Raw genomic sequence first — 24033 nt, 5'->3', positions numbered from 1 at the left:
TCCAATGAAAAAACTGATCCTGACCACTGCGGCCCTTGCGCTGAGCGCGGGCATGGCCATGGCAGACACCATCCGGATGGGGACCGAGGGCGCCTATGCACCTTGGAACTTCGTCAATGACGCAGGTGAGATCGACGGCTTTGAGCGCGAGCTGGGCGACGAGCTGTGCAAACGCGCAGACCTGACCTGCGAGTGGGTCAAGAACGACTGGGATTCGATCATTCCGAACCTGGTCTCGGGCAACTACGACGTGATCATCGCTGGAATGTCGATCACCGACGAGCGTGACGAGGTCATCGACTTTACCCAGAACTACACACCACCGGATCCCTCCGCCTATGTAGCAATGTCGGATGACGCCGATGTTGCAGGTGGTGTGGTCGCCGCACAGACCGGCACCATTCAGGCTGGCTATATCGCCGAATCCGGCGCGACCCTGGTCGAGTTCGCCAGCCCCGAGGAAACCATCGCTGCCGTACGCAACGGTGAGGCCGATGCGGTTCTGGCCGACAAATCCTTCCTTGCCCCGATCGTCGACGAAGACGCAGATCTGCGCTTTGTGGCCGATGAGGTTCCGCTGGGTGGTGGCGTCGGCATTGGCGTCCGTGAATCCGACGGTGAGCTGAAAGAAAAGCTCAACGCAGCCATCCAATCCATGAAGGATGACGGCAGCCTGAACGAGCTGATCACCAAATGGGAAGTGTCTTCGACCTTCTAATTCTGATCCGGCGGCGTGCCCCAGTCTACGGGCGCGCCGCCCCAGCGCCTTTACCACCTGAAGAGGCCCGCCATTTTTTCGTTCTGCACTGATCCCGACACGCTGGGAACCTTCCGTTGGTTCTCGTGCTATCTGACCAATGGTGTGCATTGGTCCTTTTACCTGTCCTTCCTCAAGGTACTGGCCCTACTTGCCGTGACGGCGCCCGTAGCGCTGGGTTTCGGGTTCGTCGGCGCCATGGCTGCCCGTTCGCACGTTCTGCCGGTCAGTTGGCTGGGTAAGGGTTATATCGCCATCGTGCGCGGCGTGCCGGATATCGCCTTTTTCATGTTCTTCGTGATTGCTTTGGATCAGGCATTCGAATGGACGCGGCATCAAATTCTCTGCCCGGACTGGACGGATTCGATCCGACAGGGCAACGACTTTATCGTCTGCCAATCTGCCAAACTGCCACTGGGCACCTCGCCGGAATGGGTGCACGAAACCTATGGGTTCTTTCTGGCTGTCATCACTTTCTCTATTGTTTTCGGTGCTTTCGCCGCCAATGTTCTGTTCGGCGGCATGCGGGCCGTACCCTATATACAGCTGGAAACCGCCGAAGCCTATGGGATGTCCCGTCGCCAGACATTCTGGAAAATCCTTGTGCCTCAGATGTGGGTTTATGCCCTGCCCGGTCTCAGCAATCTCTGGATGGTTCTGATCAAGGCCACGCCGTTGCTGTTCCTTCTGGGCATCGAAGATATCGTGTACTGGGCCCGCGAACTGGGCAGCACCAAGACTCCGAAGTTTACGCAATACCCACACGGTGACTGGCGCATGTGGTATTTCCTGTTCCTGCTGGTTTTCTACCTTGGCTTCACCCGTATGTCCGAGATCGGGCTTGAACGCCTGATGCGCCGGCTCTCGCACGGACAGGCCACCGCCGCCGGAGAATTGCTGCGCAAGGAGACCACCGCATGAGCTGCTTGCAGACCATTCAGGACTACGGCCTGCGATCTCTTGGATATGGCGAGCGTCTGCTGCCAAAATCCGACTTTACCTTATGTGAGCACTTTACCCTGATTGGGTCTGGTATGATCTGGAATATCTATTTCGGAGTCATGGCGCTTGCGACCGGGTTTTTCCTTGCCACAGCACTGGCGCTTGGCAAAGCTTCACCCAGTTTCTGGCTGCGCAAACCTTCGGAATGGTTCATTTTCATCTTTCGTGGTTCGCCGCTGTTCATTCAGTTTTTCTTTGCCTATTTCTTCTTCCTGTCGCTGAAGAAATCCTATCCGATGTTCGATTCTCTGACGTCGGCCTGGATTGGGGCGCTGATCGTTCTGTTTCTGAACACTGCCGCCTATTCAGCCGAAATTTTCTTTGGCGCGCTCCGATCCATTCCCAAGGGCGATACCGAGGCTGCAGATGCTTATGGCATGTCCGGCTGGTCTCGCTTCCGGCGGATCGTCTGGCCCACCATGCTGCGGCTTGCCTGGCCCGCCTACACGAATGAGGCGATCTTTCTGTTCCATGCCACCACGCTGGTGTTCTTCTCGGCCTTCCCCGCCTGGCAGCAACGAGGCGATGCGCTGTATTACGCAAGCTATTTCGCGGACAAGACGTTCAACCCCTTTGTCGCCTATCCAATCCTTGCCTTCTATTTCATCTTACTGACGCTTGTGATCGTTGGGGGGTTCGGCCTGGTGAACAAGCATCTGAACCGTCATTTACCTGCGGAACGAAAAACAAAAATGCGCTTTCGCCTGAATCTGGCACGCTAAGACCCAACCGGGGTTGCAGCCGCTGCAATCCCCGGAAAAGACAATTTCTCAAATAAAAGTCGGTACCGTTTTGAGTAAAGGCAGCCCTTCGATTTGCGCGACAGCCTAGGGGCGGAACTAGCTTGGGAATTTTCCGGCAATCGGGGAGATGGTACCGCCTCCCTGGCTTGAACAGGGGACCTCTGGATCCACAATCCAGCGCTCTAACCAACTGAGCTAAGGCGGCACTTGTGAAGGGCGATGTACCGAACGCGTTCACGGAATGCAAGAGGATTAAAGCTGAATTTTCCAGCTTTGTTCGACCAGATCAACCCCGAAGGAATGGACCGGTTTGCTATCCATCAACTGCCACCCAGTGGACCCATAAAGCGCACAGGCAGCCTTGTGGCTTTCATGCGTCCACAGCCTCATTTCAGTGTAACCGGCGCCGCGAGCAAAGCCCATGCAGCTCTCCAGCATCCGCTTTCCCAGACCCATCCCGCGCGCTTCGGGCAACAGTAAGAACAACCGCAGTTTTGCGGTCGTTTCACTCAGGGCAACGCAGAAAATACTGCCCAAAGGTTTGCCGTCACATTCCGCAATCCAGCCACGCTCGCGCTTGGCATCATGGTTAGTGATAAAATCATCGAGGATTTCTTTCACCAACACGACAAAAGAGTCGTCAAAACCCTCGTCTCGTGAATACAAAAAATCATGCACAGCCACCAACCACGGCGCGTCCAAAGCTTCAAAGGGTCTGATCTGAATAGAGTGCATCCCCTATTTGAACGCAAAGGTAACTTGATTCTCAAGCCTTTGCGCGCTAGCACGAACTCTCATCCCCGGAGGCACACATGAGCATCAATACCGAAAGTGACATTCAGGCGAATTTGCAGATCGGACCAACAGATCAGGGGATGGTGCGCCTATTCATCGAAGCAGAAAACCTTGAGATTCCAATGGATTTCGATCCAGAAGAAGCCGAAGAGATTGCCGACGAGCTCCGCGCCGCCGCGCATGCCGCACGGGCAGTAAAAAGCTGACCTATCAGATTCTGGGATCTCTCAGAGACTGCAAGCGACGGGCCGCGTCTGTGGCAAATTTCTGGATCATCTTCTTCCGCCGGGCCGGAGCTATCTTGTCCTCTGGTGCCATACGCACGATCTCAGCGTCATAAGCATCGGCAATGATCAACCCGGTCTCGGCAGGCAACAGCTCGGTCGGAAACTCCGTATCCACTGCCCAGAAGAATCGATCACACCACTCCAAATAGCCCTGCCATTTGGAATCCGACTGGAAATCAGCGCGGCTTGATTTACATTCGATCACCCAAAGCTCACCCTTAGGACCCAGCCCCATCACATCAACCCGCAGTCCGCGTATAGGCACGAATTCCTCAACGGATACAAAGCCATGCGCCGTCAGGTGACGGGCGACGCCACGTGCAAGTCTTTGTCCGGGTTGCAGGTCCAATGTCATATCTCAAATGTGAACAATTAGTGAACAAATGTAAAGTGAGCCCATACGGCTTGACATAGTACCATTTGGTATTGCATTAATGTGAAACCAAATGGTATCTCTTTAGGTTGCATATGGAAAACCAAACTCAAAACGCGTTCCGCGCTCTGGCTGACCCTACCCGCAGGGACATTGTGCAGATGTTAGCACTGCAGGACATGACGATCGCTCAGTTGACTGATCGCTTCGACATGACCCGCGCGGCTGTCAAGAAACACCTGACCGTCCTGTCGGATGGCGGCCTGATTGCCGTCGAAGCCCGTGGCCGGGAACGCATAAACCGACTTGAACCAAAAGGTATGGCCCCTGTTCTGGATTGGCTCAGCTACTTTGATCAATTCTGGGATGAACGCCTTAACTCTCTTAAAGAAGCTGTTGAAAGGAAATCAAAATGACTGATGCCGTTCTAAGGAAATCCATCTTCCTGAGGGCCGAGCCCGAGACCGTCTGGGCCTATCTGACCAAACCCGAGAGGCTGGCGGAATGGTTTCACAAACCCGAACGCCCCCTGGCGCAGGGCCAAAAGCTTGAGATGTTCGGAACAACCAGTGGCGACCTGCTGATCTGGGGAGAGGTCCGCGAGGCGCGCCCTCCGTCCTATCTGGAATATTCGTTCACGGTTAAGCCGATGGGAGACGCGGTCAGCATCGTGAAATGGACTCTGGAACCGGTGGCGGGCGGTACACGCCTGGACCTGCTGCACGAAGGTCTGCCGCAAGGCGCCGATGCCTTTGGCCTGATCCTGGCGCTGGACAATGGCTGGGACGAGCATTTCGGCAAGATGCGCGCGTCCTTGCACGAAACTGTTGACGCCTGACCCCTTGTGCGAACCCGCCGGACGCCCTACTTAGGCCCGTGGCGGGTTCTGCCCTTCTTGTGACTGGTAGCATTCTGGTGGCCTTAAGCAATTCCGAGGGGGCTGGCTCTGTTCAGGTCCTGGCCTGATTACCTGGCGCCCACCTGTACATACAGGTCCTCGGGAATCAAACCGCACGGTTGACTGGTGGTCCCGCCACACTCGATCCAAACTCCGGCAGGAAATAGCCAGATTTACGAGCTTTGGGTTCTGACCTGCGGGCCAGATCGCGCTAATCATACCTGGAGCAGACAGGCATCAAGAAATGCTTTTACGGGTTCGGGTTGCCGAATGGCACGGGGCTGCACAATCACAACATTGAAATACCCGATATCCTGTGCCAGCGGACGCGCGACGACCGCATCGCCTTCTATCGTTCGTCTCGCCTCTGGCGGAAAACCAACCAGCGTGAACCCAAGCCCTTTGCCAACATAGGCATGCACCAACTCTCGTGATTGCGAGATCAGTGGCACTTCTGGATCAAGCCCAGCGGCCTGCAACAGGTCAAGATAGCTTGGACCCGGACCGGAACGCGACACTGCAATGTAGGGCATGCCTGTCAGCTGCTCAAGCTGTACGCTGTCGGCATGCACCAATGGGTGCGAGGCCGGAAGTAAAACCAGAGGCGCCAGTTCTTTAAGTACTTCAACGTGATGACGTCGGGGTTCAAACCCTTGATCAAACACCACAAGCGCGTCCAACTCGCCGGCATCCAGCGCAGCAACGAGGTTCGGGAAATCATCCTCAACAACCTCGATGCGGATACCGGGATGGCTTTGGCGAAAAGCCAGAACAGCTGGTAGAATGATCTTCTGCGCAATCGCATAATGCGTCCCGATAACAATAGAACCTGTTTTACCCTCAGCCATCACAGCGGCCCGATTGCCGAGCGCGCCTGCTTGCATCAGCAACGCGTCGGAATCCGTCAAAAAGGCTGCGCCAACGCGGGTCAACCTCATCCCGCGTGCAGGAAAGCGATCAAACAACGTCAAACCAGTGACATCTTCGAGTTTGTCGATTGCCGATGAAATAGCGGCGGCCGAAACATTCAGGTTCCTGGCTGCCTGCGCGATACCGCCACATCGCGCCGTCTCGGCGAAGAACGACAACTGGCGCAAAGTGAAACGTATCATCAATAAAATCTTCTTTTTACAAATTTTAAATCAGTTTTTTCGACCTTTAGCAATGCGCTACCCTGCGTTTGAAACTCAGGGAGAAAGCAGATGGACATCAGACCACTTACCGGCGGTGTGGGCGCAGAGATCATCGGCGCCGATATCCGAGACGGCAGCCAGTTCGACGCCATTCATACGGCCTTTGCTCAGCACTCTGTCATCGTACTCAGAGCGCAGGATGTCGGCCCGGATGAGCATCTGGCGTTTGCCCAACGCTTTGGCGCGATCAACATCAACCGCTTCTTCAGGCCGGTCGATGGGCATCCAGAAATCGCTATGGTGCTGAAGGAAAAGGATCAGAAAGAGGCCATCGGAGAGGGCTGGCATACCGATCATTCCTACGACCAAATCCCGGCGATGGGGTCTATCCTGCATGCTTTGGAAACCCCGCCCTTTGGAGGCGACACACTGTTCGTCTCGATGGGTGCAGCTTATGAGGCGCTGTCACCTACCATGCGGAGCTTTCTGGATGGGCTCTGGGCGGTTCATTCGTCTCGGCACGTTTTTGGAACAAGCTCACAGGACAGTGAAGCGGCGCAAAGTGGTCGGCTAAGCAATGCACAGGCAGCCACCCAAGACGCGCGACATCCTGTGATCATAAAACACCCCCTCAGCGGGCGGCGCGGTATTTATGTGAATCCAGTGTTCACAACCCAAATCGAAGGCCTGAGCGCCGATGAATCAGCAGCCATCCTTGCAATGCTATATGACCATTGCCAGCAACCCGAGTTCCAATGCCGCATTCGTTGGCAAACAGGCGACATGACCATCTGGGACAATCGGGCCACATGGCACAAAGCGGTCAATGACTATCATGGATTTCGACGATTGATGCACAGGGTTACCGTGGAGGGTGTCGCCTTGTCTGCCGAATGACCCGAACCCTGTCAGAGAAAAGACACAACGCAGTCAGACTAAAACTGACGCCCTGACCTACCAATTACGGCGGGCAAGCTCTGCGTCCACCTCAACCGGCGTGTCACGTGTCTTAACGCCCTGTACGTGTCTCTTGTTTGATCAGGGCAGGCTTTAGCCTGACAGAAACCGGCGTTCCACCGCGCGGACCGCCGGGTTTTTCTGCCATGCTCATAATGGCATAGGCAAACTGTACACCGGCAAAGACGATCCCGTTCATGAACCAGATCATCGCCAGAGCAACCAGGCCGATATCAGAACCAGTAATCAGATGACGCAGGTTGGCGACGTTCAGGGCCAGAAGCACCCCGACAAAAATTGCCGAGATGGCAAAGCCCCAGGCCACTTGCGTGATATACAAACGGATCAGTTTGGGCATGGCGGACCTCATTGCGCTATAACATTCAGTTTAACGCATATTTGATCCGTGTAAACGCGTCAGAACGCCTCGGGCTTGGCCTCGTGCGCCATGTGATCCAGCACTGCGTTGACAAATTTGGTCTCTTTACCTTCGGGGAAGAAGGCCCGCGCCACATCGACGAATTCAGTGATGACCACCTTGGGCGGTGTGTCGTTCTGTGTCAGCTCTGCTCCGGCGGCCCGGAAGGCCGCGCGCAGGGTCGGGTCGATCCGGGCAATCGGCCATTTGGCAACCAAAGCGCGATCGGTCATCTGATCGATCGGCGCCTGATAATTGACCGCATCTTCTACCAGCTTGCGGAACAGGCGAATATCGCCGTCCAGCATTTCCTCGCCCTCATAGACGGCGCCAAAGCGGTGATCCAGAAACTCGGTCACAACCTGATCGGTTGTCTGACCCGATTGCTCCATCTGGAACAGCGCCTGCACGGCATAGAGCCGAGCGGCGGATTTCATCAGGCGTTTCTGGTTGGCCGGTTTTGGCGCGTCTGTCTTGGTCATGCTGTTGTGGGTCCGTTGCTGTCGCCCGCCACAAGGATGGACTCGGACGGCGGCTTGAACCCGACGCCCTTTTTGGAAGAGCCCCACTTACGGCTGAGCGCGATCAGATGCAAGGCCGCAGCGGCAGCCCCGCCCCCTTTATTCATTTTTTCCGGATTGGCGCGCACTTCGGCCTGATCGTCATTCTCGACTGTCAGGATACCGTTGCCGATGCACAGCCCCTGCAGACCCATCAGTTGGATGGCACGGCTGGAGTCGTTGCAGACGGTTTCGTAATGCGTGGTCTCTCCGCGAATGACACAGCCCAGCGCGACATAGCCGTCAAAATTGCACTGACGGTCCGCCATGGCGATAGCCGTCGGGATTTCCAAGGCGCCGGGCACTTCGACCACATCACAGGTGCCGCCTGCCCCTTCGATCTCGGCCTTTGCGCCAGCCACCAGATTGTCAGCGATGGCGCGATAGAACGGGGCCACAACGATCAACAGCTTAACGGGTTTGTCGAAACTCGGTGTCGGCAACACGCCGTGTTTGTCTTGTTCAGCCACAATCAGTCCTCCCTGAGGATTGAACGGGTCCCGACAATGGACAGGCCAAATGCGTCGAGCCCGAGATAAACGGTTTCCGGCGAGTCGGTCAGCAGCACAAGTTCCTGGATTCCCATCTTGGACAGTATCTGCGCCCCCAGACCGGTTTGTTTGATGGTGCGTGGGCCCTCATCTTCAGCCGCATAGAGCGAGTTGCGCGGTTGGCGGAACAGACAGACCACACCGCGCCCTTCATCGGCAATCTTTTCCATCGCGCGCGGCAGCTCACGTGAGGATTTCGGGCCAAGACCCAGAATGTCGGGCGCCTCGTGCAGCGCATGGGTCCGGGTCAAAACCGGCTCGGGCGTGGTGATGTCACCCTTGACCATCACGACATGTTCGATGCCATGGGTCTGATCGGTGAAAATCCGCATTTCCCAGTCGCCGCCATATTCGGATGTGACGGTTTCCCGAGATGTCTCAACCACCAGATTGTCATTGCGCGACCGGTAGGCGATCAAGTCGCTGATCGTGCCGATCTTCAACCCGTGTTCCTTGGCGAATTCGACCAGGTCAGGCAGCCGCGCCATGGTTCCGTCAGGGTTCATGATCTCGCAGATCACGCCCGAAGGGTTCAAGCCGGCCAGGCGTGAGATATCAACGGCGGCCTCGGTATGGCCCGCGCGCACCAGCACCCCGCCCCGCTTGGCCCGCAAGGGGAAGACGTGACCCGGTGTGGCGATATGGGCCATCGTGTTTTGCTCGTTGATCGCTGTCGCCACGGTCAGCGCCCGGTCACCAGCGGAAATGCCAGTCGACACTCCCTCGCGCGCTTCAATCGACACGGTGAACGCGGTCTCATGACGTGACGAGTTGTTCACCGCCATCATCGGCAGACCCAACGTGTCAATCCGTTCCGCCGTCATCGGCAGGCAGATCAGGCCACGACCATGGGTGGCCATGAAATTAATTGCCTCAGCATCAGCGAACTCGGCGGCAATCACCAGATCGCCCTCATTCTCGCGATCTTCGTGATCAACCAGGATATACATCCGGCCTTTGCGCGCCTCGTCGATGATCTCTTTGATCGGGCTGATTGCCGCGCGCAGCTGGGCCTCGACCGGTCCGGGAGTTTCAAAGCTCATGGGGCAGCCTTTCACATGCCAAGTTTGACCGGGTGGATAGACCACCGCGCGGTCAAAGACCAGACCGCATGCGGCACCGTTCCGGTCAGACGCGACGTTGAATTGTGGACTAGGACATTTCTGCGAGGCGCGCGACATAGCGAGCCAGCGTGTCGATCTCAAGATTGACCCGGTCGCCGATGCCGACATCCCCCCAGGTCGTCACCTCTTTTGTGTGCGGAATGAAGTTGATACCAAAATCGCACCCGTCCACATCGTTTACGGTCAAAGAAGTACCGTTCAGCGCAACTGATCCCTTGGGCGCAATGAAGCGGGCCAGATCTTTGGGTGCGCGCAAGGTTACTCGCGTGCTGTCGCCTTCGTCCAGAACGGCGACCACTTCTGCGACGCCATCAACATGACCAGACACGATATGACCGCCCAACTCATCTCCGACCTTCAGCGCGCGTTCCAGATTGACGCGTTTGCCGACGGTCCAGCGATCCAAATTGGTTTTCGAAACGGTTTCCGCGCTGATTTGCACATCATACCAGTCTTCGCCCAGTGCGATGACTGTCAGGCAAACGCCGTCGCTGGCAATGGATGCACCAATATCAATCCCCGGGGTATTGTAGGCGGTTTTGATCCGCGCCCGCAGATCGCCTTGCTGCTCCAGTTCGGTGATGGTGCCGATATCTGTGACGATCCCCGTAAACATTGCGTTAACCCTCTGTTTCTAACCTGATGCCAGCGCTCACCGTCGAGGTAAGCGTAAGCGCGCCTACGGGCAAGCCCCAGGTTGCCGCAAATACGACAAACAGGCATAATTCCTCATCTAACGACAAGAGCAGCAGAAATGTTACCACTCAACGGCGCTGCGCAAAAACGCGTATTTCTTTTCCTGCAAGGACCGCACGGGCCGTTTTTTGGCGCGCTTGGTAAGATCCTGCGCGCAGCGGGTTCCGAAGTGTGGCGCGTGGGTTTCAACGCCGGGGATCAGGCTTTCTGGTCTGATAAGGCCAGCTTTATTCCCTATGCTGGCAAACCCGAGAACTGGCCGGCAAAATTTGTTGACCTGGTTGTCGGCCGCGAGGTGACAGACATTGTCCTGTATGGCGATACGCGTCCAATCCACGCCCAAGCCATCCGCATCGCCCGCGCCCACGGGATCACTGTTCATGTTTTCGAAGAAGGGTATCTGAGGCCCTGGTGGGTCACCTACGAACGCACAGGTACGAATGGCAATTCGCATCTGATGAATCTGGAAGTTACCCAGATGCAGCGAGCGCTGGAGCGAACTGATGCGCCGATGCCGCCCCCTCCGACGCATTGGGGTGATATGCGACAGCATATTTTCTATGGCGCGCTGTATCATTGGTTTGTTCTGTTCCTGAACGGCAAGTATCGCAATTTTCGAACCCACCGTGACCTACCGGTTTCGAAAGAGTTCAGGCTGTATTTCAAACGGCTGGCAATGATGCCCTTCCACAGAATCCGGCGGCGAGTGGCGACGGAGCGAGTCCGGCGGGGCGGGTTTCCCTATCACTTGGCATTGCTGCAACTGGGACATGACAGTTCGGTTCAGTCACACTCGGACTTTGACTGCATGTCCGAGTTTCTTGAGCAGGTACTGCACGGTTTTGCAAATGGCGCACCAACGCACCATCATCTGGTCATCAAAGAACACCCGCTGGAAAATCATCGGGAACCATTGCGCCAGGTGGCACGCAAACTGGCCAAAACACTGGGTATCGCTGATCGGGTCCATTATGTACCCGGGGGCAAACTGGCCACATTGCTCAACGAAGCGAGCTCGGCCGTGACGATCAATTCAACTGCGGGTCAGCAGGTATTGTGGCGCGGCATTCCTCTGCGCGCCTTTGGCAAATCGGTCTATGACAAGCCCGAATTTGTTTCCAACCAACCGATCACTGATTTCTTTTCCAATCCAGATATCCCCGATACCGAAGCCTATCAAAGCTATAGGCGTTTTCTGCTAGATACCAGTCAGGTCCCCGGCGGGTTTTATTCACGCCGTGGGCGGCGACAGTTGCTTAGGCGCGCCGTGGATATGATGCTAAGGGCGAAAGATCCCTACCAATCCGTGCTGACCGACAAAGAGGCGCGGACGCCACAGTTGAGGATCGTTGAGTAAATCACCCCTCTTGATGCTGGCGATTGCAGTTGGAAACAAGTACGCTGCTGGAAACAAAAGACCAAAACCAAGACGTTCGAGGATATTCGGCAGTGCAGCGCTTTCCAATCCGATGGGGACGGGGTGTAACCCTTGTGGCCGCTCTTGGCCTGCTGGCCGCGTGCCAACTACCTAAAACTGGCCCAAACAAATCCGAAATCCTTGCCGGTTCGACCACGAAAGGTGGAAACGCCTATGTTGTTGAGGTTGACGATCGGGTGGCGCAGGTCACGTCGGCAGTGCCTCAATATGGGTTCTCGCAAACCTTCCGTAGCGCTCAGAACCTGACCGCCGACACGGTTCGTCCGGGTGATGTACTGGGCCTGACAATCTGGGAAAACGTAGATGACGGGCTGTTATCCGGAGAGACCGGCGCCTCAACATCCCTGGAAGAGGTACAGGTCGATAGCGAGGGCTTCATCTTTGTTCCCTATGCCGGGCGCCTGCGCGCAGCCGGAAACACGCCGGAACAGCTTCGCACGTTGATCACGGAAAAGCTCCAGGATCAGACCCCTGATCCTCAGGTCGAAGTGCGCCGTATCGCCGGGGACGGATCAACCGTTTCGCTGTCGGGCACCCTGTCCGCACCCGGGATCTATCCGATCGAACGACCAACCCGCACACTGGCCGGAATGCTGACACGGGCTGGCGGCGTGATCGAAGGGTCCGATATCGCCCTGGTGACACTAATCCGAGGCAATCAAAAAGGGACGGTCTGGTACAATGACTTGTTCCGCAACCCGGAATTTGACGTTGCCCTGCGGGGTGGCGACCGCATTCTAGTCGAAGCCGACAACCGGTCCTATGTCGCCTTGGGGGCGACGGGCGGTCAGTCGCGCGTGGCATTCGACAGTCAGGATCTGTCCGCGCTGGAAGCGCTGGCACAGGTTGGTGGCTTACAGCCCCTGTCTTCGGACCCGACCGGCATTTTCGTTCTACGAAAGGAACGACAGGACATTGTCCGGTCAGTCATGGGAAAACCGGACCTGCAGGGAGAGCAGCGCATGATCTACGTGCTGAACCTGACAGCACCCAATGGCCTTTTCATCGCCCGTGACTTTGTCATCCGCGATGATGACACAATTTACGTCACCGAAGCACCTTACGCGCAATGGAGCAAATCCATCTCGTTGATCGCCGGTGGCCTGACCCCGCTTGCCAATGTCACGACACTGACAGGCGGATGATGCCCTCCGTTCCTCAAGGAACGCATGCCAAGGCCGAACGCAGTCGTCTTTTGGTCTATAATGGCGGATTTCTGACAGCCGCGCGCGTGCGGAGAATTCTGTCACTGGCCGGATATGATATCGGCATCGGCACGCCCAAGGGGTCGGATCTGGTGGGTATCTGGGGCAATAGCCCGACGGCACATCGTGGACTGCGTATAGCGACCAAATACAATACTCCGATCTTGCGCGTAGAGGATGCATTCCTGCGATCTCTGCACTCAGGACGCAATGGCGATGCTCCGCTGGGTCTGCTGCTTGATCGCAGCGGTGTGCATTTTGATCCAACACAGCCTTCGGATCTGGAAACACTTCTTGCGACCGACCCGTTGGATAATACGGCCCTGCTGAACCGGGCACGTGGCGGGATGGCGCGGCTGCGCGAACTGCATCTGAGTAAGTATTCCGCCTATGATCCCGCGACCCCTGCGCCGGACCCAGGGTATGTCCTGGTTGTCGATCAAGCACGCGACGATGCTTCTGTAAGGGCAAGCGGCGGCGATGAGGCCCGGTTCCGCGAGATGCTGGTTATGGCGCAAGAGGAGAACCCCGGCGCGACCGTTCTGATCAAAACCCACCCCGACACGATCGCAGGGCACCGGCCCGGATATTACTCTGCCGATGATCTGACCGACCGCGTATCCTTTCAGCACAGCGCCATCAGCCCCTGGACCTTGTTAGAGGGCGCTGTGGGCGTCTACACCCTGTCCTCGCAACTTGGGTTCGAGGCCATATTGGCCGGTCACAAACCCCGCGTCTTCGGCCAACCGTTTTACGCCGGATGGGGTCTTACCCAAGACGAAGCCCATTTCCCAAGACGCCAACGAAACCTGACGCGCGCGCAACTCTTCGCCGCCACCATGGTTCTTTATCCCAAGTGGTACGATCCCTATCGGGATCAGCTGTGCGAATTCGAATCCGTGCTGGACACGCTTGAAGGTCTGACCCGCGCCTGGCGACAAGATCACAAGGGCTGGACGGCATCCGGGATGCGGCTTTGGAAACGCAGGCACCTGCAGCACATGTTTGGGCGCGAGAAAAAGGTAAAATTCACGCCTGACGTTCCCGAAAACCCAGATCGTCCCCACATGGTTTGGGCGCGGCACGGCCGTGATATGGAAAACGTCACACGGGTCGAGGATGGCTTCGTTCGGTCCCGTGGGTTGGGGGCCAGCCTTGTGCCGCCTCTGTCGCTGTCGCTGGATGACCTTGGGATCTATTACGACCCGACCAAACCCAGCAGGTTGGAAGAGATGATCGCCAAGCGGGAGACCCTGCGGCCGGATCAAGAATTGCGGGCCGAGCGGTTGGTGACACAGATTATCGCCGGAGCGGTCAGCAAATATAACACCGGCGGCCCGGTTCCGGACTTGCCAAAAGGTCACCGCATTTTGGTGCCCGGACAGGTCGAGGACGATGCCTCGATCCTGTTTGGAACCAGCACCGTTCGCACCAATACCGAACTTCTGCGCACCGCCCGCGAGATGAACCCGACCGCCGTTCTGATCTATAAACCGCATCCCGATGTCGAAGCTGGCCTGCGTGAAGGTGAGGCCGAAGCTGAGGGGCTAGCAGACCTGATCGTCAAGAACACCGATCCCGCCGCATTGTTGGGTGAGGTTCAGGAGGTCTGGACCATGACCTCTCTGCTAGGGTTCGAGGCGCTGATGCGCGGATTGCCGGTCACAACGCTCGGCGCACCCTTTTATGCTGGTTGGGGTTTGACGCAGGATTTGGGGTCCGTCCCCGCCCGTCGTGGTGCACGGCCCTCCCTGCTGGGATTGATCCATGCCGCACTGATCGATTACCCGAGGTATCTGGACCCTGTCACCGGCATGCCCTGCCCTCCGGAAGTGGTATTGGAAAGGCTGACAGATGGCTACCAGAGCCGATCTGGCCCCGGCCTTAGACTGCTCTCGAAACTACAGGGCGTTTTCGCAACACAGGCGCATCTCTGGCGCCGTTAGCGCAATGCCCGCGCCCAGCGATGCATCACGTCTTGACCGATGATGCGGGTCTCCAGCAGTTCAAACCGTGGGGCCTCATCCAGACGATCCATACCAAGCCCCCCGATGGCAGGCAAACCTTCGGCACCAATCGCAAGCCCGGCACTGAAGCCGATCAACTCATCAACCAGTTCATCCGCCAAAAGCGACGCGGCAAGGGACGATCCGCCCTCGCAAAAGACGCGGGTCAAACCCTCCTGCCCCAACTGCAGCAACAGGTCAGCGGCATCAATGTGATGATCGCGTAACGCGCAGGGGATAAGCCTTGCGCCCAGTCCTTCCCACGCTTTTGCACGTTCGGCATCCGGTGACGGACCATGGCATAACCACACCGGAACTTTCGAGGCGGTGCGTGCCAGTTGACCCATCAACGGGATATCCAGATGGCGCGAAACGACGACGCGCACAGGCTGACGTTCAATCCCAAGATCCCGAACTGTCAGAGAGGGGTCGTCTACACGCGCTGTACCCGCCCCAACCATAACGGCATCATGCGTTGCCCGCATGGCATGAACAGCCCGCCGCGAGGTCTGACCCGTAATCCACTGACTATGGCCGCTTTCGGTCGCAATGCGCCCGTCAAAACTGCTGGCCAGTTTAAGCGTGACAAATGGCCGGCCCTGTTCGGTCTTTAGAAAGAAACCGGCGTGGTCGCGGGCCGCCTGATCCGCAAGAACACCGGTTGTCACGTCAATCCCAGCGTCGCGCAGCATGGCAAAGCCCTGCCCGGCAACACGCGGATCACTGTCTTCGATGGCTGAAACAACACGCGCCACACCGGCCTCAATCAAGGCCTGAGCGCAAGGCGGGGTCTGTCCGTGATGGGCGCAGGGTTCAAGCGAGACATAAGCAGTCGCGCCACGCGCCTGCGATCCCGCCTGTCTTAACGCTTCGGTTTCTGCATGTGGCCGACCGCCAGGTTGCGTCCAACCACGCCCAACAATCCGCCCGTCCTGTACGAGTACGCAGCCAACGGATGGGTTGGGCCAGCACGTCCCCTGTCCGCGCCGCCCCATGTCAAGGGCCAGCGCCATATATCGCTTATCTGTTTCGCTCACTCGTCCGTCGAAGGCTGCGGCGGGCGCAGTTCGTGGACAAACTCCTCGAAATCATCGGCCGCCTGGAAATTCTTATACACGCTTGCAAACCGAACATAGGCAACGGTGTCGATCCGCGCCAGAGCTTCCATAACAATTTCACCGATCTTGCTGGACGGAATGTCGGTATCGCCCATGCTTTCCAGCCGTCGCACAATACCCGAGATCATCTGATCGATACGTTCCGGATCAATCGGGCGTTTCTGCATCGAGATACGGATCGAACGTTCCAGCTTGTCGCGATCGAAATCCTCGCGTTTTCCATTGGTTTTGATCACAACCAGATCGCGTAACTGAACGCGTTCATAGGTGGTGAACCGTCCGCCGCAAGCCGGGCAGAAACGGCGCCTGCGGATCGCGACATGATCCTCTGCCGGGCGTGAATCTTTGACCTGAGTGTCGATATTTCCGCAAAACGGGCAGCGCATCCGCCGTCTCCTCGTCTCTTGTTCCGCCTCTTTTAGTAAGCGCTGTGGCCCACTTATCCACAACTATAGGGCAGCCTCTAGGATTTGGGTAGTCGGAAATTTTTACCGCTAAATAAAGGGGTCACGCGAAATGCGCAGCGACGCGTCGGTTGTGTGATTGGGTCCGGTGTTCAAACAGATAAACGCCCTGCCATGTCCCCAGCATGGGCACCCCTGCGGCGACAGGAATGCCCAAGGACACAGGCAGCAACGCAGCTTTGATATGTGCTGGCATATCGTCTGGCCCCTCATAGGTGTGCCTTAAATACGCCATCGACGGATCATCCGCCGGTGGGACCAGACGTTCGAAAAAGGCCTGCAAATCTGTCCGCACCTCGGGGTCCGCATTTTCCTGAATGGCCAGAGAACACGAGGTATGGCGTACAAACAGGGTCAACAATCCGTCGTAACCGCTTGGGGCAAGCCAGTCTCGTATATCCGAGGTGAACTCATACAGCCCCGGCCCCTGCGTTGAAATGATAAACTCGGTCTGCAAAACGCGGGTCTTACCTTCTTCAGTCAAAAATTGGCTGCCGGAAACACAGGCCATTCGCGTTCTGGACGGACCTGCTCTGCCCCGGCTGGAAACCAATGGAAACAAAGCTTGTGCTCTGCTCGACATTTGCCGGAGGGGTCAACGAAAATTGGACCGCCGTGCGGCGACCGGTAGCTTCGCTTGGGCCATATCCACGCACAACATAGATATTCTGCTGCCACCCTGCCCCCAGGCTGCGACGAGCAAAATCTGCAGCAGCGCACCAATAGCCATCCACATCCCTGCGCGCGCGCGGGATCACCTCAAACACTTTGTCGTTTACTGCAACAGTCTGAAAACCGTTTGGTGCTGCTGTCACCGCCCCCGGTTCAAACAACGTGGCGGCGGCCAGAACCGCAGATGTGATCACTTTTTTCATAATGCTACTCTCTCATGTTTCTTGATAAATATTAAAGTAGATTGCAGGAGGCCATGGCAAAGCCACCTCACGTTCAATTCAGGCATTGTTCCTATTTACGTGAACCGGCATCAGCCAGCCCCGATATCGGATCAGTTGACCCAACATCGGCATTTCTGCCGAAACATCGAACCGAAACCGGCCTTGATCATCCTGCCATTCCACCGTCGCCGAACGCGGTAAAAGAAAGTTTGGGCATGGCACCCCCAATAGAGTGAGGCGCAGGATGTTCAAATGCAGCTTTTGACCTCGAACCTGTGGGCGCATCCAGATGGTCAGCCCTCCGATCCTCTCTTTCACGCACCGCCTGTCTGCGTCGTAGACCAGATGAGACAGCGTCTCATGCCCGCCAAAATCCCTGAACCACTCCCATTCCTGGCCAGTGAGTTTGGTTCGAATGCGGACCGTCTGAGTATCTGCAGCGGGGGGAAACCCACCCAACCACAATGACAAAGAGGTCAACCACCCGGTTCCTCTTTGGATGCTGCATAGTCCTGTAAACTCTGCCGTTTCACTGTGGAATTTTCGAACCGCATCCGGCACCTCAGAATTGGCTGGAAGGGCCTGCAGAAATGGGTCCGGCCTCACGCATACCCTCCGGGGAAGAACCGCGCTTTCAGGGATGAATCCGGAACCAAGCACGTTTCGAACCGCCCAAAGAATGCAAATCGGTGGCGCGCGATGAAATGATAAAGCGGATCCTTCAAAAACCGCGGAAGAAATCGACAGGCCGACAGAACAGGCCACAAAGCGGGTAAGCTGCGCATTGCAGCAGCAAAAGCATCCAAGCGCTGATGCACAACACCGTCAACGATCACAAGATTGGTTTCAAACTCGTCGGTGGGCAGGCCGAGTTGCCGGTAAAGGCTTTGTCCTATGGGGGACTGGGCAATTACAAACTTGAACCGCTTCTTTGTGTCGGCCCACAGCATGAACCTGAAAAATCGAGAACACAGCACGCATTCTCCATCAAAAACGATGAGGTTCTGCTCGGTTCCCACATCTGAGATCGCCCGGTCTTGCATTGGATACCAGATCAATTTCGCCACAACCGGACCGTGCCATTGAAGGGTAAAATCCGCAATGCGACACGTAGGTTTTCAGATGAAACGTGCCGGGGAGCCACCGATCGCTAGTCTGAGACGACCGGAGCTCTACCCTCATCCCCATAAGGTGCTGACCCGACAACACGGGGTAACTATGCCTTTGCGCTGCTATATCCTTGCTGAAAAGTGCCAGAAACTTGTGAAAACCTGCCAGATGGGTTTGCCTGCACTCCTGCAAACTGGGTTCAAATTTTTCGCGAAAGCATTAAGAATTGGATATGGAACTTGATATTGCCAGAATTCAACACTTGACCCGAACGGTAGATGAGCGTTCGGGCGGCCCAGAGTTGGCAGACCAGCTTTTGGAACGCAGCGGTCTAAGCCGAGCGGCAATCGCTCCCCCCACTACAGTCTACAGTGCGCAAACTGAGGCGATGTTCATCAGATATGCCTGCGACGCTATGCGCGACATAACTTTTGCCGCCTATGCGGGTTCAAAAGTCAGTTCGGCCTCTAGCATTACGGCCTATATCAGCAAGTACTCTCGTGACCTCCGACAGGTGTTTGAAAACACAACCCGCTTCTCTCGCATCATAGATCCCACAATCACCTTCAGTCTGCGCCATGCCGGGAATTTTGTGTCCTTCGAGGCGGACTGGGAAGACGCAAGTTTTGCCCGGTATCACAGACGCACAGAGTTTTTGATGTTTGGGACACTGGCGCGAATGCGGAACCTGACGCAGTCAGACTTCCACCCCATAGCAATTCGCTTTCAACACGAGGTTGGAGAGAAAAGAAATCTATTTCAAAAGCTTGCAGGATTTTCGGTAGAGTTTGGAGCAGAAAACCTAGAGATTGTTCTGTCGCCTTCATCTCTGGATCTTCCCGTGCCCACATATGACCCGATGCTTCGAGAGCATCTGATTGAGTACGGGGAACGCGTCTTGGCAGAGCGGGCTTCGCCTAAGCAAAAATTGCGGGCGCAGGTCGAGGGTCTGATTACACGTTCGATGCCGGGGAATTTTCCGCAAGCCGATGACATAGCCGCCAATCTCGGCATGAGCCCGCGAACATTTGCACGTCGGCTAAAGGATGAAGGGTCAAGCTATCGAGAGATCGCAGACGATCTGCGCTGTGATCTGGCCCAAACTTTCATCACCAACGGTATGCAGCTATCTGAAATTGCATTCTCACTTGGCTACGCAGACCAACCCGCCTTTTCCACCGCTTTCAAACGGTGGACGGGTCGCGCGCCCAGCGCTTTCCGCAGCCGCCTGGACCCGTAATCGTAACTTTGAGGTAGCCGGGGGTCGTCAGCCTTGCAGCCTCGCCCCGGCCCGTCCCATGAGTGGACATTGCGGATATAGGAAGACGCGCAGCGGGCTTCTTGTGAGTTCTCGCCAAATTGATGTTTCTACAAGCCACCGTGAACAGTGGTTTCAAACGAAAAAGGCGCCTCGGTCGAGGCGCCTTTTCTAGGTTACTGATCCAGGAACGACCGCAACTTTCGCGACCTGCTGGGGTGTTTCAGTTTTCGCAGCGCCTTCGCCTCGATCTGACGGATACGTTCGCGCGTCACGCTGAACTGTTGGCCGACCTCTTCCAGAGTGTGGTCGGTGTTCATACCGATGCCAAACCGCATCCGCAGAACCCGTTCTTCTCGCGGGGTGAGTGAGGCCAGAACACGCGTGGTCGTTTCCTTGAGGTTTTCCTGAATAGCACTGTCCAGCGGCAGCACAGCATTCTTGTCCTCGATGAAATCGCCAAGCTGGCTGTCTTCTTCGTCGCCAATCGGCGTTTCCAGGCTGATCGGTTCCTTGGCGATCTTCATCACCTTGCGGACCTTCTCCAGCGGCATCTGCAGCTTTTCGGCCAGTTCTTCCGGCGTCGGCTCGCGGCCGATTTCATGCAGCATCTGACGACCGGTCCGAACCAACTTGTTGATCGTCTCGATCATATGGACCGGGATACGGATCGTGCGTGCCTGATCCGCGATGGACCGGGTGATCGCCTGACGGATCCACCAGGTGGCATAGGTCGAGAACTTATACCCGCGGCGGTATTCGAACTTGTCTACGGCCTTCATCAGGCCAATGTTACCTTCCTGAATAAGATCAAGGAATTGCAGACCACGGTTCGTGTATTTTTTGGCGATCGAGATCACCAGACGCAGGTTGGCTTCGACCATTTCTTTCTTGGCCTGGCGCGCCTCTTTCTCGCCTTTCTGGACCTGCTGTACGATGCGGCGGAATTCGCTGATGTCCAGGCCAACATATTGCCCGACCTGAGCCATATCGTTGCGCAGTTCCTCGACCTTGGAGGTCGAGCGTTCGATGAACATCTGCCAGCCCCGGCCCGGCTTTTCAGCCATCTCAGCCAGCCAGTTCGGGTCCAGTTCACGCCCACGATAGGCGTCAACAAATTCGCGACGGTTGATGCGGGCCTGATCCGCCAGCTTCACCATCGAGCTGTCCAGCGACATGATCCGACGATTGATGCCATATAGCTGGTCGATCAAAGCATCGATCCGGTTGTTGTGCAGATGAAGGCCGTTCACCAGCTCGACAATCTCGGCGCGCAGCTTCTGATAGGTCGCTTCGTCCGTGTCGCTGAATGTGCCGTCTTCGTTCAGGGTTGCCGAAATCCGGCTGTCCTGCATTTCGCTCAGCATCGCAAAATCAGTCGAAATACGCTCGAGCGTAGTCAGAACCTGATCTTTCAGAGCAGCTTCCATAGCAGCCAGCGACATGTTCGCCTGCTCGTCTTCGTCATCGTCATCATCGGTCGCAATCGGGTTGCCATCGGCATCCAGCTCGGGGCCTTCTTCCTTGGCGGGCTTTGCGGCCTGCACGGTCGAAGTGTCGACGACCGGCTCTTCGACATCGCCGTCTTCGTCCATCTGATTGCCGAAAGTGGCCTCTAGATCAATGACGTCGCGCAGCAGAATGTCTTCGGACAGCAATTCATCATGCCAGATCGTAATCGCCTGGAAGGTCAGCGGGCTTTCACAAAGCCCCAGGATCATCGTATTACGACCAGCCTCGATCCGCTTGGCGATAGCAATCTCGCCCTCACGGCTGAGCAGTTCGACCGAACCCATTTCGCGCAGATACATGCGCACCGGGTCATCGGTACGATCAAGCTTTTCGGCGGCGGCACCGGCCAGCGTGACCTCACGGTTGCTTTCCGTTGTGATCAGGTCGGTCGAGCCTTTATTCTCTTCCTCTTCCGCCTCTTCATCTTCGATGATGTTGATCCCCATCTCGGACAGCATCGACATAACGTCTTCGATCTGTTCCGAGCTGACCTGATCAGGCGGCAGGACCTGATTGAGCTGGTCGTAGGTGATGTAGCCTTTCTCACGAGCCTCGGCGATCATCTTCTTGACCTGAGTCTGGCTCATGTCCAGCGAGATTTCCTGTTCCTGCTCGTCGGATTTGCTGTCTTCGTTTGTATCCTTGGCGGCCATTCAATGCTCCTGCAGGGATGGGTGATTCGATTGAACCGAATCATTAGCGCGTTGAAGTGATTCGGCCACCCGTTTACCTGTTTTTCTTTTCCAGTGCCTTACGAAAACACCACATTACCGGCGTTTTCGCTCGAAATTGATACCTGACATGATTGCCTTAAACGCATCCTTCTCGTCGCGGTTGATTCGCGCACCATTGTCAGCGATGTCGAAAACGGCCCTGTCTTCATTCTGGCTTCGGCTTGTTCTGTTGCGCTCTTCGGCAGCTTGCGCCAAGCGATAGGTCAACGCTTCATCGTCCAGATCAGACAGCTCCTCTGCGGCTTCGGCAATCTCTGCGTCCAGACCCCTGAGAGCTTTGATTTTGGCGAGTTCCTCAGCCAATGTTATTTCGGCCTTTTCAACATCGCCCGGTTTATTCACGCAGGGGATCACTGCGACATGGCGAAGGGCCAGCAGGTTTTCAAGGGCGTGATGTCCCAAAGTCTCCGCAATATGTTGTTTGAGGTTCTCAGGATCATCTATCGCGTGCCGTAGAATGGCATCGCGCAGGCCCGCGTGATCTTGGTCACGGCACTCCATTTCTTCCAGTTGGTGTTCAAACTGCACCACGACTTGGGGGTTCAATGCGGCGATGGCCAGAATGGCGGCTTCGCGCATCTGGATATCGGCATTGTCGGATGATGCCAGGAATGACGCCCGCGCGCCCGGTGTGGCCGGTTGCGGCTGGGGCTTCCATTTCCCGCGTGTTTGCCAGGTGCGGTTTTGTGGCTGCCTTTGAGGGCGAAACAGCTGCCAGCGCAGGTCTTTGATCTCTTGCCCGTAATGCGACCGGATCGACGGGTCACGGATCAGCTTGATCTTGTCGCGCAGGGTCTTGTCCAACGCCGCCTTGCGTTCGGGACTGTCGAACACCTTGCCTTCGGTTTCGCGCTGCCACAGCAGCCGGACCATCGGCATGGCGCCTTCCAAAACCGTCTGCACGGCTGTTGGCCCTTCGGCCCGCAGCAGGTCATCGGGATCTTTGCCCTCGGGCATCAATGCAAAGCGCAGGGACTTTCCTGCCTCAAGCAGCGGCAGGGCCAGATCGACCGCCCGCATCGCAGCACGCAAACCCGCCGTGTCGCCATCCAGCGCAATGATCGGCTCGTCCGAGATACGCCACAGCAGTTGCAACTGATGCTCGGTGATTGCGGTGCCCAATGGGGCCACCGATGCGCCAAAACCGGCCTCGGCAAGCGCGATCACATCCATATATCCTTCGGCCACGATCAATGGCTGTCCTTTGCCGGCAGCCTGCCGCGCGGGGCCTTGGTTATAGAGGCTGCGCCCCTTGTCGAACAGTTCGGTTTCGGGCGAGTTCAGATATTTCGCATTGTCATTGGGGTCCATCGCCCGGCCACCGAACGCAATGCAACGCCCGCGCGGATCCCGGATCGGATACATGATCCGGTTCCGAAACGTGTCATATGGCTTTTTACCTTTGTTCGAGGGTTTCGCCAGACCCGCACCAAGGATCAGATCTTCGGCCACGTTCTTGCCGCGTAGGTGATCCCAAAGCGCCTGCCAACCGTCGGGAGCAAAGCCGATTTCCCACCGATCCAGCGCCTGCTCTTTCAAGCCGCGCCGCGCCAGATAATCGCGCGCCTCCCCACCTGCTCCTGTTTTCAGCTGCAACCGGAAGAACTGCACCGCCTGTTCCATCACCTCGGCCAGTTGCGTGCGACGATCCTGTTTCTCTTGCGCCTTGGGGTCACGTTCTGGCATCGGCATTCCGGCCTCACGCGCGAGAATTTCGACCGCTTCGATGAACGAGACATTCTCGGTCTCTTTCACGAAGCTGATCGCATCCCCTTTGGCATGGCAGCCAAAGCAGTAATAGAAACCCTTTTGGTCATCGACGTGGAACGATGCTGTCTTCTCGTGATGGAACGGGCACGGAGCCCACATGTCGCCCTTGCCCTGATTGGACTTGCGCGCGTCCCACATGACTTTGCGCCCGACGACCTGAGACAAGCTCAGCCGGGTGCGCAACTCATCCAGAAAACCGGGTGGTAATGACATGGCTTAAACCTGACA

27 protein-coding genes and 1 tRNA gene are annotated in these 24033 nt (G+C 56.6%); 11 read left to right on the top strand and 17 right to left on the bottom strand.

The window, feature by feature from the left end; genetic code table 11:
- Window positions 1-4 precede the first annotated feature (4 nt).
- The 3 genes from AC2FGB_RS19460 (at window position 5) to AC2FGB_RS19450 (ending at window position 2481) form a co-directional block, all read left to right on the top strand.
- A complete protein-coding gene (locus AC2FGB_RS19460) occupies window positions 5-718 on the top strand; it encodes a transporter substrate-binding domain-containing protein (RefSeq protein ID WP_271946303.1) in 714 nt (237 codons plus the stop codon).
- Between the two features lie 72 nt (window positions 719-790).
- Window positions 791-1678, top strand: coding sequence for an ABC transporter permease (locus AC2FGB_RS19455; RefSeq protein WP_496693338.1), 888 nt, complete (start codon window positions 791-793; stop codon window positions 1676-1678).
- A complete protein-coding gene (locus tag AC2FGB_RS19450; RefSeq protein ID WP_142634616.1) occupies window positions 1675-2481 on the top strand; it encodes an ABC transporter permease in 807 nt (268 codons plus the stop codon). Before AC2FGB_RS19455 ends, AC2FGB_RS19450 begins: the two co-directional genes overlap by 4 nt.
- A gap of 149 nt (window positions 2482-2630) precedes the next feature.
- Here AC2FGB_RS19450 and AC2FGB_RS19445 read toward each other — a convergent pair.
- Together AC2FGB_RS19445 and AC2FGB_RS19440 are read right to left on the bottom strand one after the other, a co-directional pair.
- Window positions 2631-2707 (bottom strand) — tRNA-His (locus tag AC2FGB_RS19445).
- Between the two features lie 47 nt (window positions 2708-2754).
- The gene (locus AC2FGB_RS19440; RefSeq protein ID WP_142634618.1) at window positions 2755-3237 is read right to left on the bottom strand and encodes a GNAT family N-acetyltransferase; all 483 of its coding nucleotides are present in this window, start codon (window positions 3235-3237) and stop codon (window positions 2755-2757) included.
- Window positions 3238-3314: 77 nt separating this feature from the next.
- Here AC2FGB_RS19440 and AC2FGB_RS19435 point away from each other — a divergent pair, with 77 nt between their 5' ends.
- A complete protein-coding gene (locus AC2FGB_RS19435; protein ID WP_142634620.1) occupies window positions 3315-3503 on the top strand; it encodes a DUF6324 family protein in 189 nt (62 codons plus the stop codon).
- Between the two features lie 4 nt (window positions 3504-3507).
- On the opposite strand, the gene AC2FGB_RS19430 is transcribed toward AC2FGB_RS19435, so the two are convergent.
- Complete coding sequence (locus AC2FGB_RS19430; RefSeq protein ID WP_281972321.1) at window positions 3508-3939, bottom strand: MmcB family DNA repair protein; 432 nt, start codon at window positions 3937-3939, stop codon at window positions 3508-3510.
- Window positions 3940-4052: 113 nt separating this feature from the next.
- Between AC2FGB_RS19430 and AC2FGB_RS19425 the strand changes: the two genes are divergently transcribed.
- Together AC2FGB_RS19425 and AC2FGB_RS19420 are read left to right on the top strand one after the other, a co-directional pair.
- Window positions 4053-4373, top strand: a complete 321-nt coding sequence (locus AC2FGB_RS19425; RefSeq protein ID WP_271946295.1) for an ArsR/SmtB family transcription factor — start codon at window positions 4053-4055, stop codon at window positions 4371-4373.
- A complete protein-coding gene (locus AC2FGB_RS19420) occupies window positions 4370-4795 on the top strand; it encodes an SRPBCC family protein (RefSeq protein ID WP_142634626.1) in 426 nt (141 codons plus the stop codon). Before AC2FGB_RS19425 ends, AC2FGB_RS19420 begins: the two co-directional genes overlap by 4 nt.
- A gap of 275 nt (window positions 4796-5070) precedes the next feature.
- Here the strand turns inward: AC2FGB_RS19420 and AC2FGB_RS19415 are convergent, their stop codons facing one another.
- Window positions 5071-5967 carry a LysR family transcriptional regulator gene (locus AC2FGB_RS19415; RefSeq protein WP_496693323.1) on the bottom strand — a complete coding sequence of 299 codons (897 nt, stop codon included), beginning with the start codon at window positions 5965-5967 and terminating at the stop codon, window positions 5071-5073.
- A gap of 90 nt (window positions 5968-6057) precedes the next feature.
- Here AC2FGB_RS19415 and AC2FGB_RS19410 point away from each other — a divergent pair, with 90 nt between their 5' ends.
- Complete coding sequence (locus AC2FGB_RS19410; RefSeq protein ID WP_496678226.1) at window positions 6058-6885, top strand: TauD/TfdA dioxygenase family protein; 828 nt, start codon at window positions 6058-6060, stop codon at window positions 6883-6885.
- Between the two features lie 112 nt (window positions 6886-6997).
- Here AC2FGB_RS19410 and AC2FGB_RS19405 read toward each other — a convergent pair whose 3' ends face one another.
- From AC2FGB_RS19405 to AC2FGB_RS19385, 5 genes are all read right to left on the bottom strand, one after another.
- Window positions 6998-7303 carry a hypothetical protein gene (locus tag AC2FGB_RS19405; RefSeq protein WP_281972325.1) on the bottom strand — a complete coding sequence of 102 codons (306 nt, stop codon included), beginning with the start codon at window positions 7301-7303 and terminating at the stop codon, window positions 6998-7000.
- Window positions 7304-7362: 59 nt separating this feature from the next.
- Window positions 7363-7845 (bottom strand): transcription antitermination factor NusB, encoded by a 483-nt coding sequence (nusB, locus tag AC2FGB_RS19400; protein ID WP_142634634.1) that lies wholly within the window; start codon window positions 7843-7845, stop codon window positions 7363-7365.
- Window positions 7842-8393 (bottom strand): 6,7-dimethyl-8-ribityllumazine synthase, encoded by a 552-nt coding sequence (locus AC2FGB_RS19395; RefSeq protein WP_496687468.1) that lies wholly within the window; start codon window positions 8391-8393, stop codon window positions 7842-7844. Before AC2FGB_RS19395 ends, nusB begins: the two co-directional genes overlap by 4 nt.
- A 2-nt stretch (window positions 8394-8395) precedes the next feature.
- A complete protein-coding gene (gene ribB, locus AC2FGB_RS19390) occupies window positions 8396-9517 on the bottom strand; it encodes a 3,4-dihydroxy-2-butanone-4-phosphate synthase (RefSeq protein ID WP_496690792.1) in 1122 nt (373 codons plus the stop codon).
- A 109-nt stretch (window positions 9518-9626) separates the two neighbouring features.
- The gene (locus tag AC2FGB_RS19385; protein ID WP_142634640.1) at window positions 9627-10214 is read right to left on the bottom strand and encodes a riboflavin synthase; all 588 of its coding nucleotides are present in this window, start codon (window positions 10212-10214) and stop codon (window positions 9627-9629) included.
- A gap of 138 nt (window positions 10215-10352) precedes the next feature.
- Here AC2FGB_RS19385 and AC2FGB_RS19380 point away from each other — a divergent pair, with 138 nt between their 5' ends.
- The 3 genes from AC2FGB_RS19380 to AC2FGB_RS19370 all read left to right on the top strand — a co-directional run bounded on the left by AC2FGB_RS19380 (window position 10353) and on the right by AC2FGB_RS19370 (window position 14883).
- Window positions 10353-11651 (top strand): capsule polysaccharide biogenesis protein, encoded by a 1299-nt coding sequence (locus AC2FGB_RS19380; RefSeq protein WP_496693324.1) that lies wholly within the window; start codon window positions 10353-10355, stop codon window positions 11649-11651.
- Between the two features lie 92 nt (window positions 11652-11743).
- A complete protein-coding gene (locus AC2FGB_RS19375; RefSeq protein ID WP_496687459.1) occupies window positions 11744-12877 on the top strand; it encodes a polysaccharide biosynthesis/export family protein in 1134 nt (377 codons plus the stop codon).
- Window positions 12877-14883, top strand: a complete 2007-nt coding sequence (locus AC2FGB_RS19370) for a capsule polysaccharide biogenesis protein (protein WP_425595913.1) — start codon at window positions 12877-12879, stop codon at window positions 14881-14883. The genes AC2FGB_RS19375 and AC2FGB_RS19370 overlap by 1 nt, the downstream gene beginning before the upstream one ends.
- Here AC2FGB_RS19370 and ribD read toward each other — a convergent pair.
- From ribD to AC2FGB_RS19340, 6 genes are all read right to left on the bottom strand, one after another.
- Entirely contained in the window at window positions 14880-15980 is a 1101-nt protein-coding gene (gene ribD / locus AC2FGB_RS19365) for a bifunctional diaminohydroxyphosphoribosylaminopyrimidine deaminase/5-amino-6-(5-phosphoribosylamino)uracil reductase RibD (RefSeq protein ID WP_496687456.1), read from the bottom strand. The two genes, AC2FGB_RS19370 and ribD, sit on opposite strands and share 4 nt — an antisense overlap.
- Complete coding sequence (gene nrdR, locus AC2FGB_RS19360; RefSeq protein ID WP_142634651.1) at window positions 15977-16447, bottom strand: transcriptional regulator NrdR; 471 nt, start codon at window positions 16445-16447, stop codon at window positions 15977-15979. Before nrdR ends, ribD begins: the two co-directional genes overlap by 4 nt.
- Before the next feature lie 121 nt (window positions 16448-16568).
- The gene (locus AC2FGB_RS19355) at window positions 16569-16982 is read right to left on the bottom strand and encodes a secondary thiamine-phosphate synthase enzyme YjbQ (protein ID WP_496688207.1); all 414 of its coding nucleotides are present in this window, start codon (window positions 16980-16982) and stop codon (window positions 16569-16571) included.
- A 19-nt stretch (window positions 16983-17001) separates the two neighbouring features.
- The gene (locus AC2FGB_RS19350) at window positions 17002-17400 is read right to left on the bottom strand and encodes a hypothetical protein (RefSeq protein ID WP_142634653.1); all 399 of its coding nucleotides are present in this window, start codon (window positions 17398-17400) and stop codon (window positions 17002-17004) included.
- A 78-nt stretch (window positions 17401-17478) separates the two neighbouring features.
- Window positions 17479-17982 (bottom strand): DUF4166 domain-containing protein, encoded by a 504-nt coding sequence (locus AC2FGB_RS19345; RefSeq protein WP_496688205.1) that lies wholly within the window; start codon window positions 17980-17982, stop codon window positions 17479-17481.
- Between the two features lie 41 nt (window positions 17983-18023).
- Window positions 18024-18371: a thiol-disulfide oxidoreductase DCC family protein gene (locus AC2FGB_RS19340; protein ID WP_496688203.1), complete on the bottom strand. Its 348-nt coding sequence runs from the start codon at window positions 18369-18371 to the stop codon at window positions 18024-18026.
- A 422-nt stretch (window positions 18372-18793) separates the two neighbouring features.
- Here AC2FGB_RS19340 and AC2FGB_RS19335 point away from each other — a divergent pair, with 422 nt between their 5' ends.
- Window positions 18794-19771 carry a helix-turn-helix domain-containing protein gene (locus tag AC2FGB_RS19335; protein ID WP_281994815.1) on the top strand — a complete coding sequence of 326 codons (978 nt, stop codon included), beginning with the start codon at window positions 18794-18796 and terminating at the stop codon, window positions 19769-19771.
- 194 nt (window positions 19772-19965) lie between these two features.
- On the opposite strand, the gene rpoD is transcribed toward AC2FGB_RS19335, so the two are convergent.
- The gene (gene rpoD / locus AC2FGB_RS19330) at window positions 19966-21954 is read right to left on the bottom strand and encodes an RNA polymerase sigma factor RpoD (RefSeq protein WP_142634659.1); all 1989 of its coding nucleotides are present in this window, start codon (window positions 21952-21954) and stop codon (window positions 19966-19968) included.
- Between the two features lie 114 nt (window positions 21955-22068).
- Window positions 22069-24018 (bottom strand): DNA primase, encoded by a 1950-nt coding sequence (dnaG, locus tag AC2FGB_RS19325; protein ID WP_496693326.1) that lies wholly within the window; start codon window positions 24016-24018, stop codon window positions 22069-22071.
- Between the last annotated feature and the right edge of the window lie 15 nt (window positions 24019-24033).

This window comes from Ruegeria sp. CDSC021 (genome assembly GCF_059610845.1).
The sequence above is the reverse complement of the archived record's forward strand: the minus strand, read 5'-3'. Positions and strand labels throughout refer to the sequence as shown.

Excerpts from the sequence above, each read along its gene's own strand:
- AC2FGB_RS19460 (WP_271946303.1), top strand. The coding sequence starts at position 5 with ATGAAAAAACTGATCCTGACCACTGCGGCCCTTGCGCTGAGCGCGGGC.
- AC2FGB_RS19450 (WP_142634616.1), top strand. The coding sequence starts at position 1,675 with ATGAGCTGCTTGCAGACCATTCAGGACTACGGCCTGCGATCTCTTGGA.
- AC2FGB_RS19440 (WP_142634618.1), bottom strand. The coding sequence starts at position 3,237 with ATGCACTCTATTCAGATCAGACCCTTTGAAGCTTTGGACGCGCCGTGG.
- AC2FGB_RS19435 (WP_142634620.1), top strand. The coding sequence starts at position 3,315 with ATGAGCATCAATACCGAAAGTGACATTCAGGCGAATTTGCAGATCGGA.
- AC2FGB_RS19430 (WP_281972321.1), bottom strand. The coding sequence starts at position 3,939 with ATGACATTGGACCTGCAACCCGGACAAAGACTTGCACGTGGCGTCGCC.
- AC2FGB_RS19425 (WP_271946295.1), top strand. The coding sequence starts at position 4,053 with ATGGAAAACCAAACTCAAAACGCGTTCCGCGCTCTGGCTGACCCTACC.
- AC2FGB_RS19420 (WP_142634626.1), top strand. The coding sequence starts at position 4,370 with ATGACTGATGCCGTTCTAAGGAAATCCATCTTCCTGAGGGCCGAGCCC.
- AC2FGB_RS19415 (WP_496693323.1), bottom strand. The coding sequence starts at position 5,967 with ATGATACGTTTCACTTTGCGCCAGTTGTCGTTCTTCGCCGAGACGGCG.
- AC2FGB_RS19410 (WP_496678226.1), top strand. The coding sequence starts at position 6,058 with ATGGACATCAGACCACTTACCGGCGGTGTGGGCGCAGAGATCATCGGC.
- AC2FGB_RS19405 (WP_281972325.1), bottom strand. The coding sequence starts at position 7,303 with ATGCCCAAACTGATCCGTTTGTATATCACGCAAGTGGCCTGGGGCTTT.
- nusB (WP_142634634.1), bottom strand. The coding sequence starts at position 7,845 with ATGACCAAGACAGACGCGCCAAAACCGGCCAACCAGAAACGCCTGATG.
- ribB (WP_496690792.1), bottom strand. The coding sequence starts at position 9,517 with ATGAGCTTTGAAACTCCCGGACCGGTCGAGGCCCAGCTGCGCGCGGCA.
- AC2FGB_RS19385 (WP_142634640.1), bottom strand. The coding sequence starts at position 10,214 with ATGTTTACGGGGATCGTCACAGATATCGGCACCATCACCGAACTGGAG.
- AC2FGB_RS19380 (WP_496693324.1), top strand. The coding sequence starts at position 10,353 with ATGTTACCACTCAACGGCGCTGCGCAAAAACGCGTATTTCTTTTCCTG.
- AC2FGB_RS19370 (WP_425595913.1), top strand. The coding sequence starts at position 12,877 with ATGCCCTCCGTTCCTCAAGGAACGCATGCCAAGGCCGAACGCAGTCGT.
- nrdR (WP_142634651.1), bottom strand. The coding sequence starts at position 16,447 with ATGCGCTGCCCGTTTTGCGGAAATATCGACACTCAGGTCAAAGATTCA.
- AC2FGB_RS19350 (WP_142634653.1), bottom strand. The coding sequence starts at position 17,400 with ATGAAAAAAGTGATCACATCTGCGGTTCTGGCCGCCGCCACGTTGTTT.
- AC2FGB_RS19340 (WP_496688203.1), bottom strand. The coding sequence starts at position 18,371 with ATGCTGTGGGCCGACACAAAGAAGCGGTTCAAGTTTGTAATTGCCCAG.
- rpoD (WP_142634659.1), bottom strand. The coding sequence starts at position 21,954 with ATGGCCGCCAAGGATACAAACGAAGACAGCAAATCCGACGAGCAGGAA.
- dnaG (WP_496693326.1), bottom strand. The coding sequence starts at position 24,018 with ATGTCATTACCACCCGGTTTTCTGGATGAGTTGCGCACCCGGCTGAGC.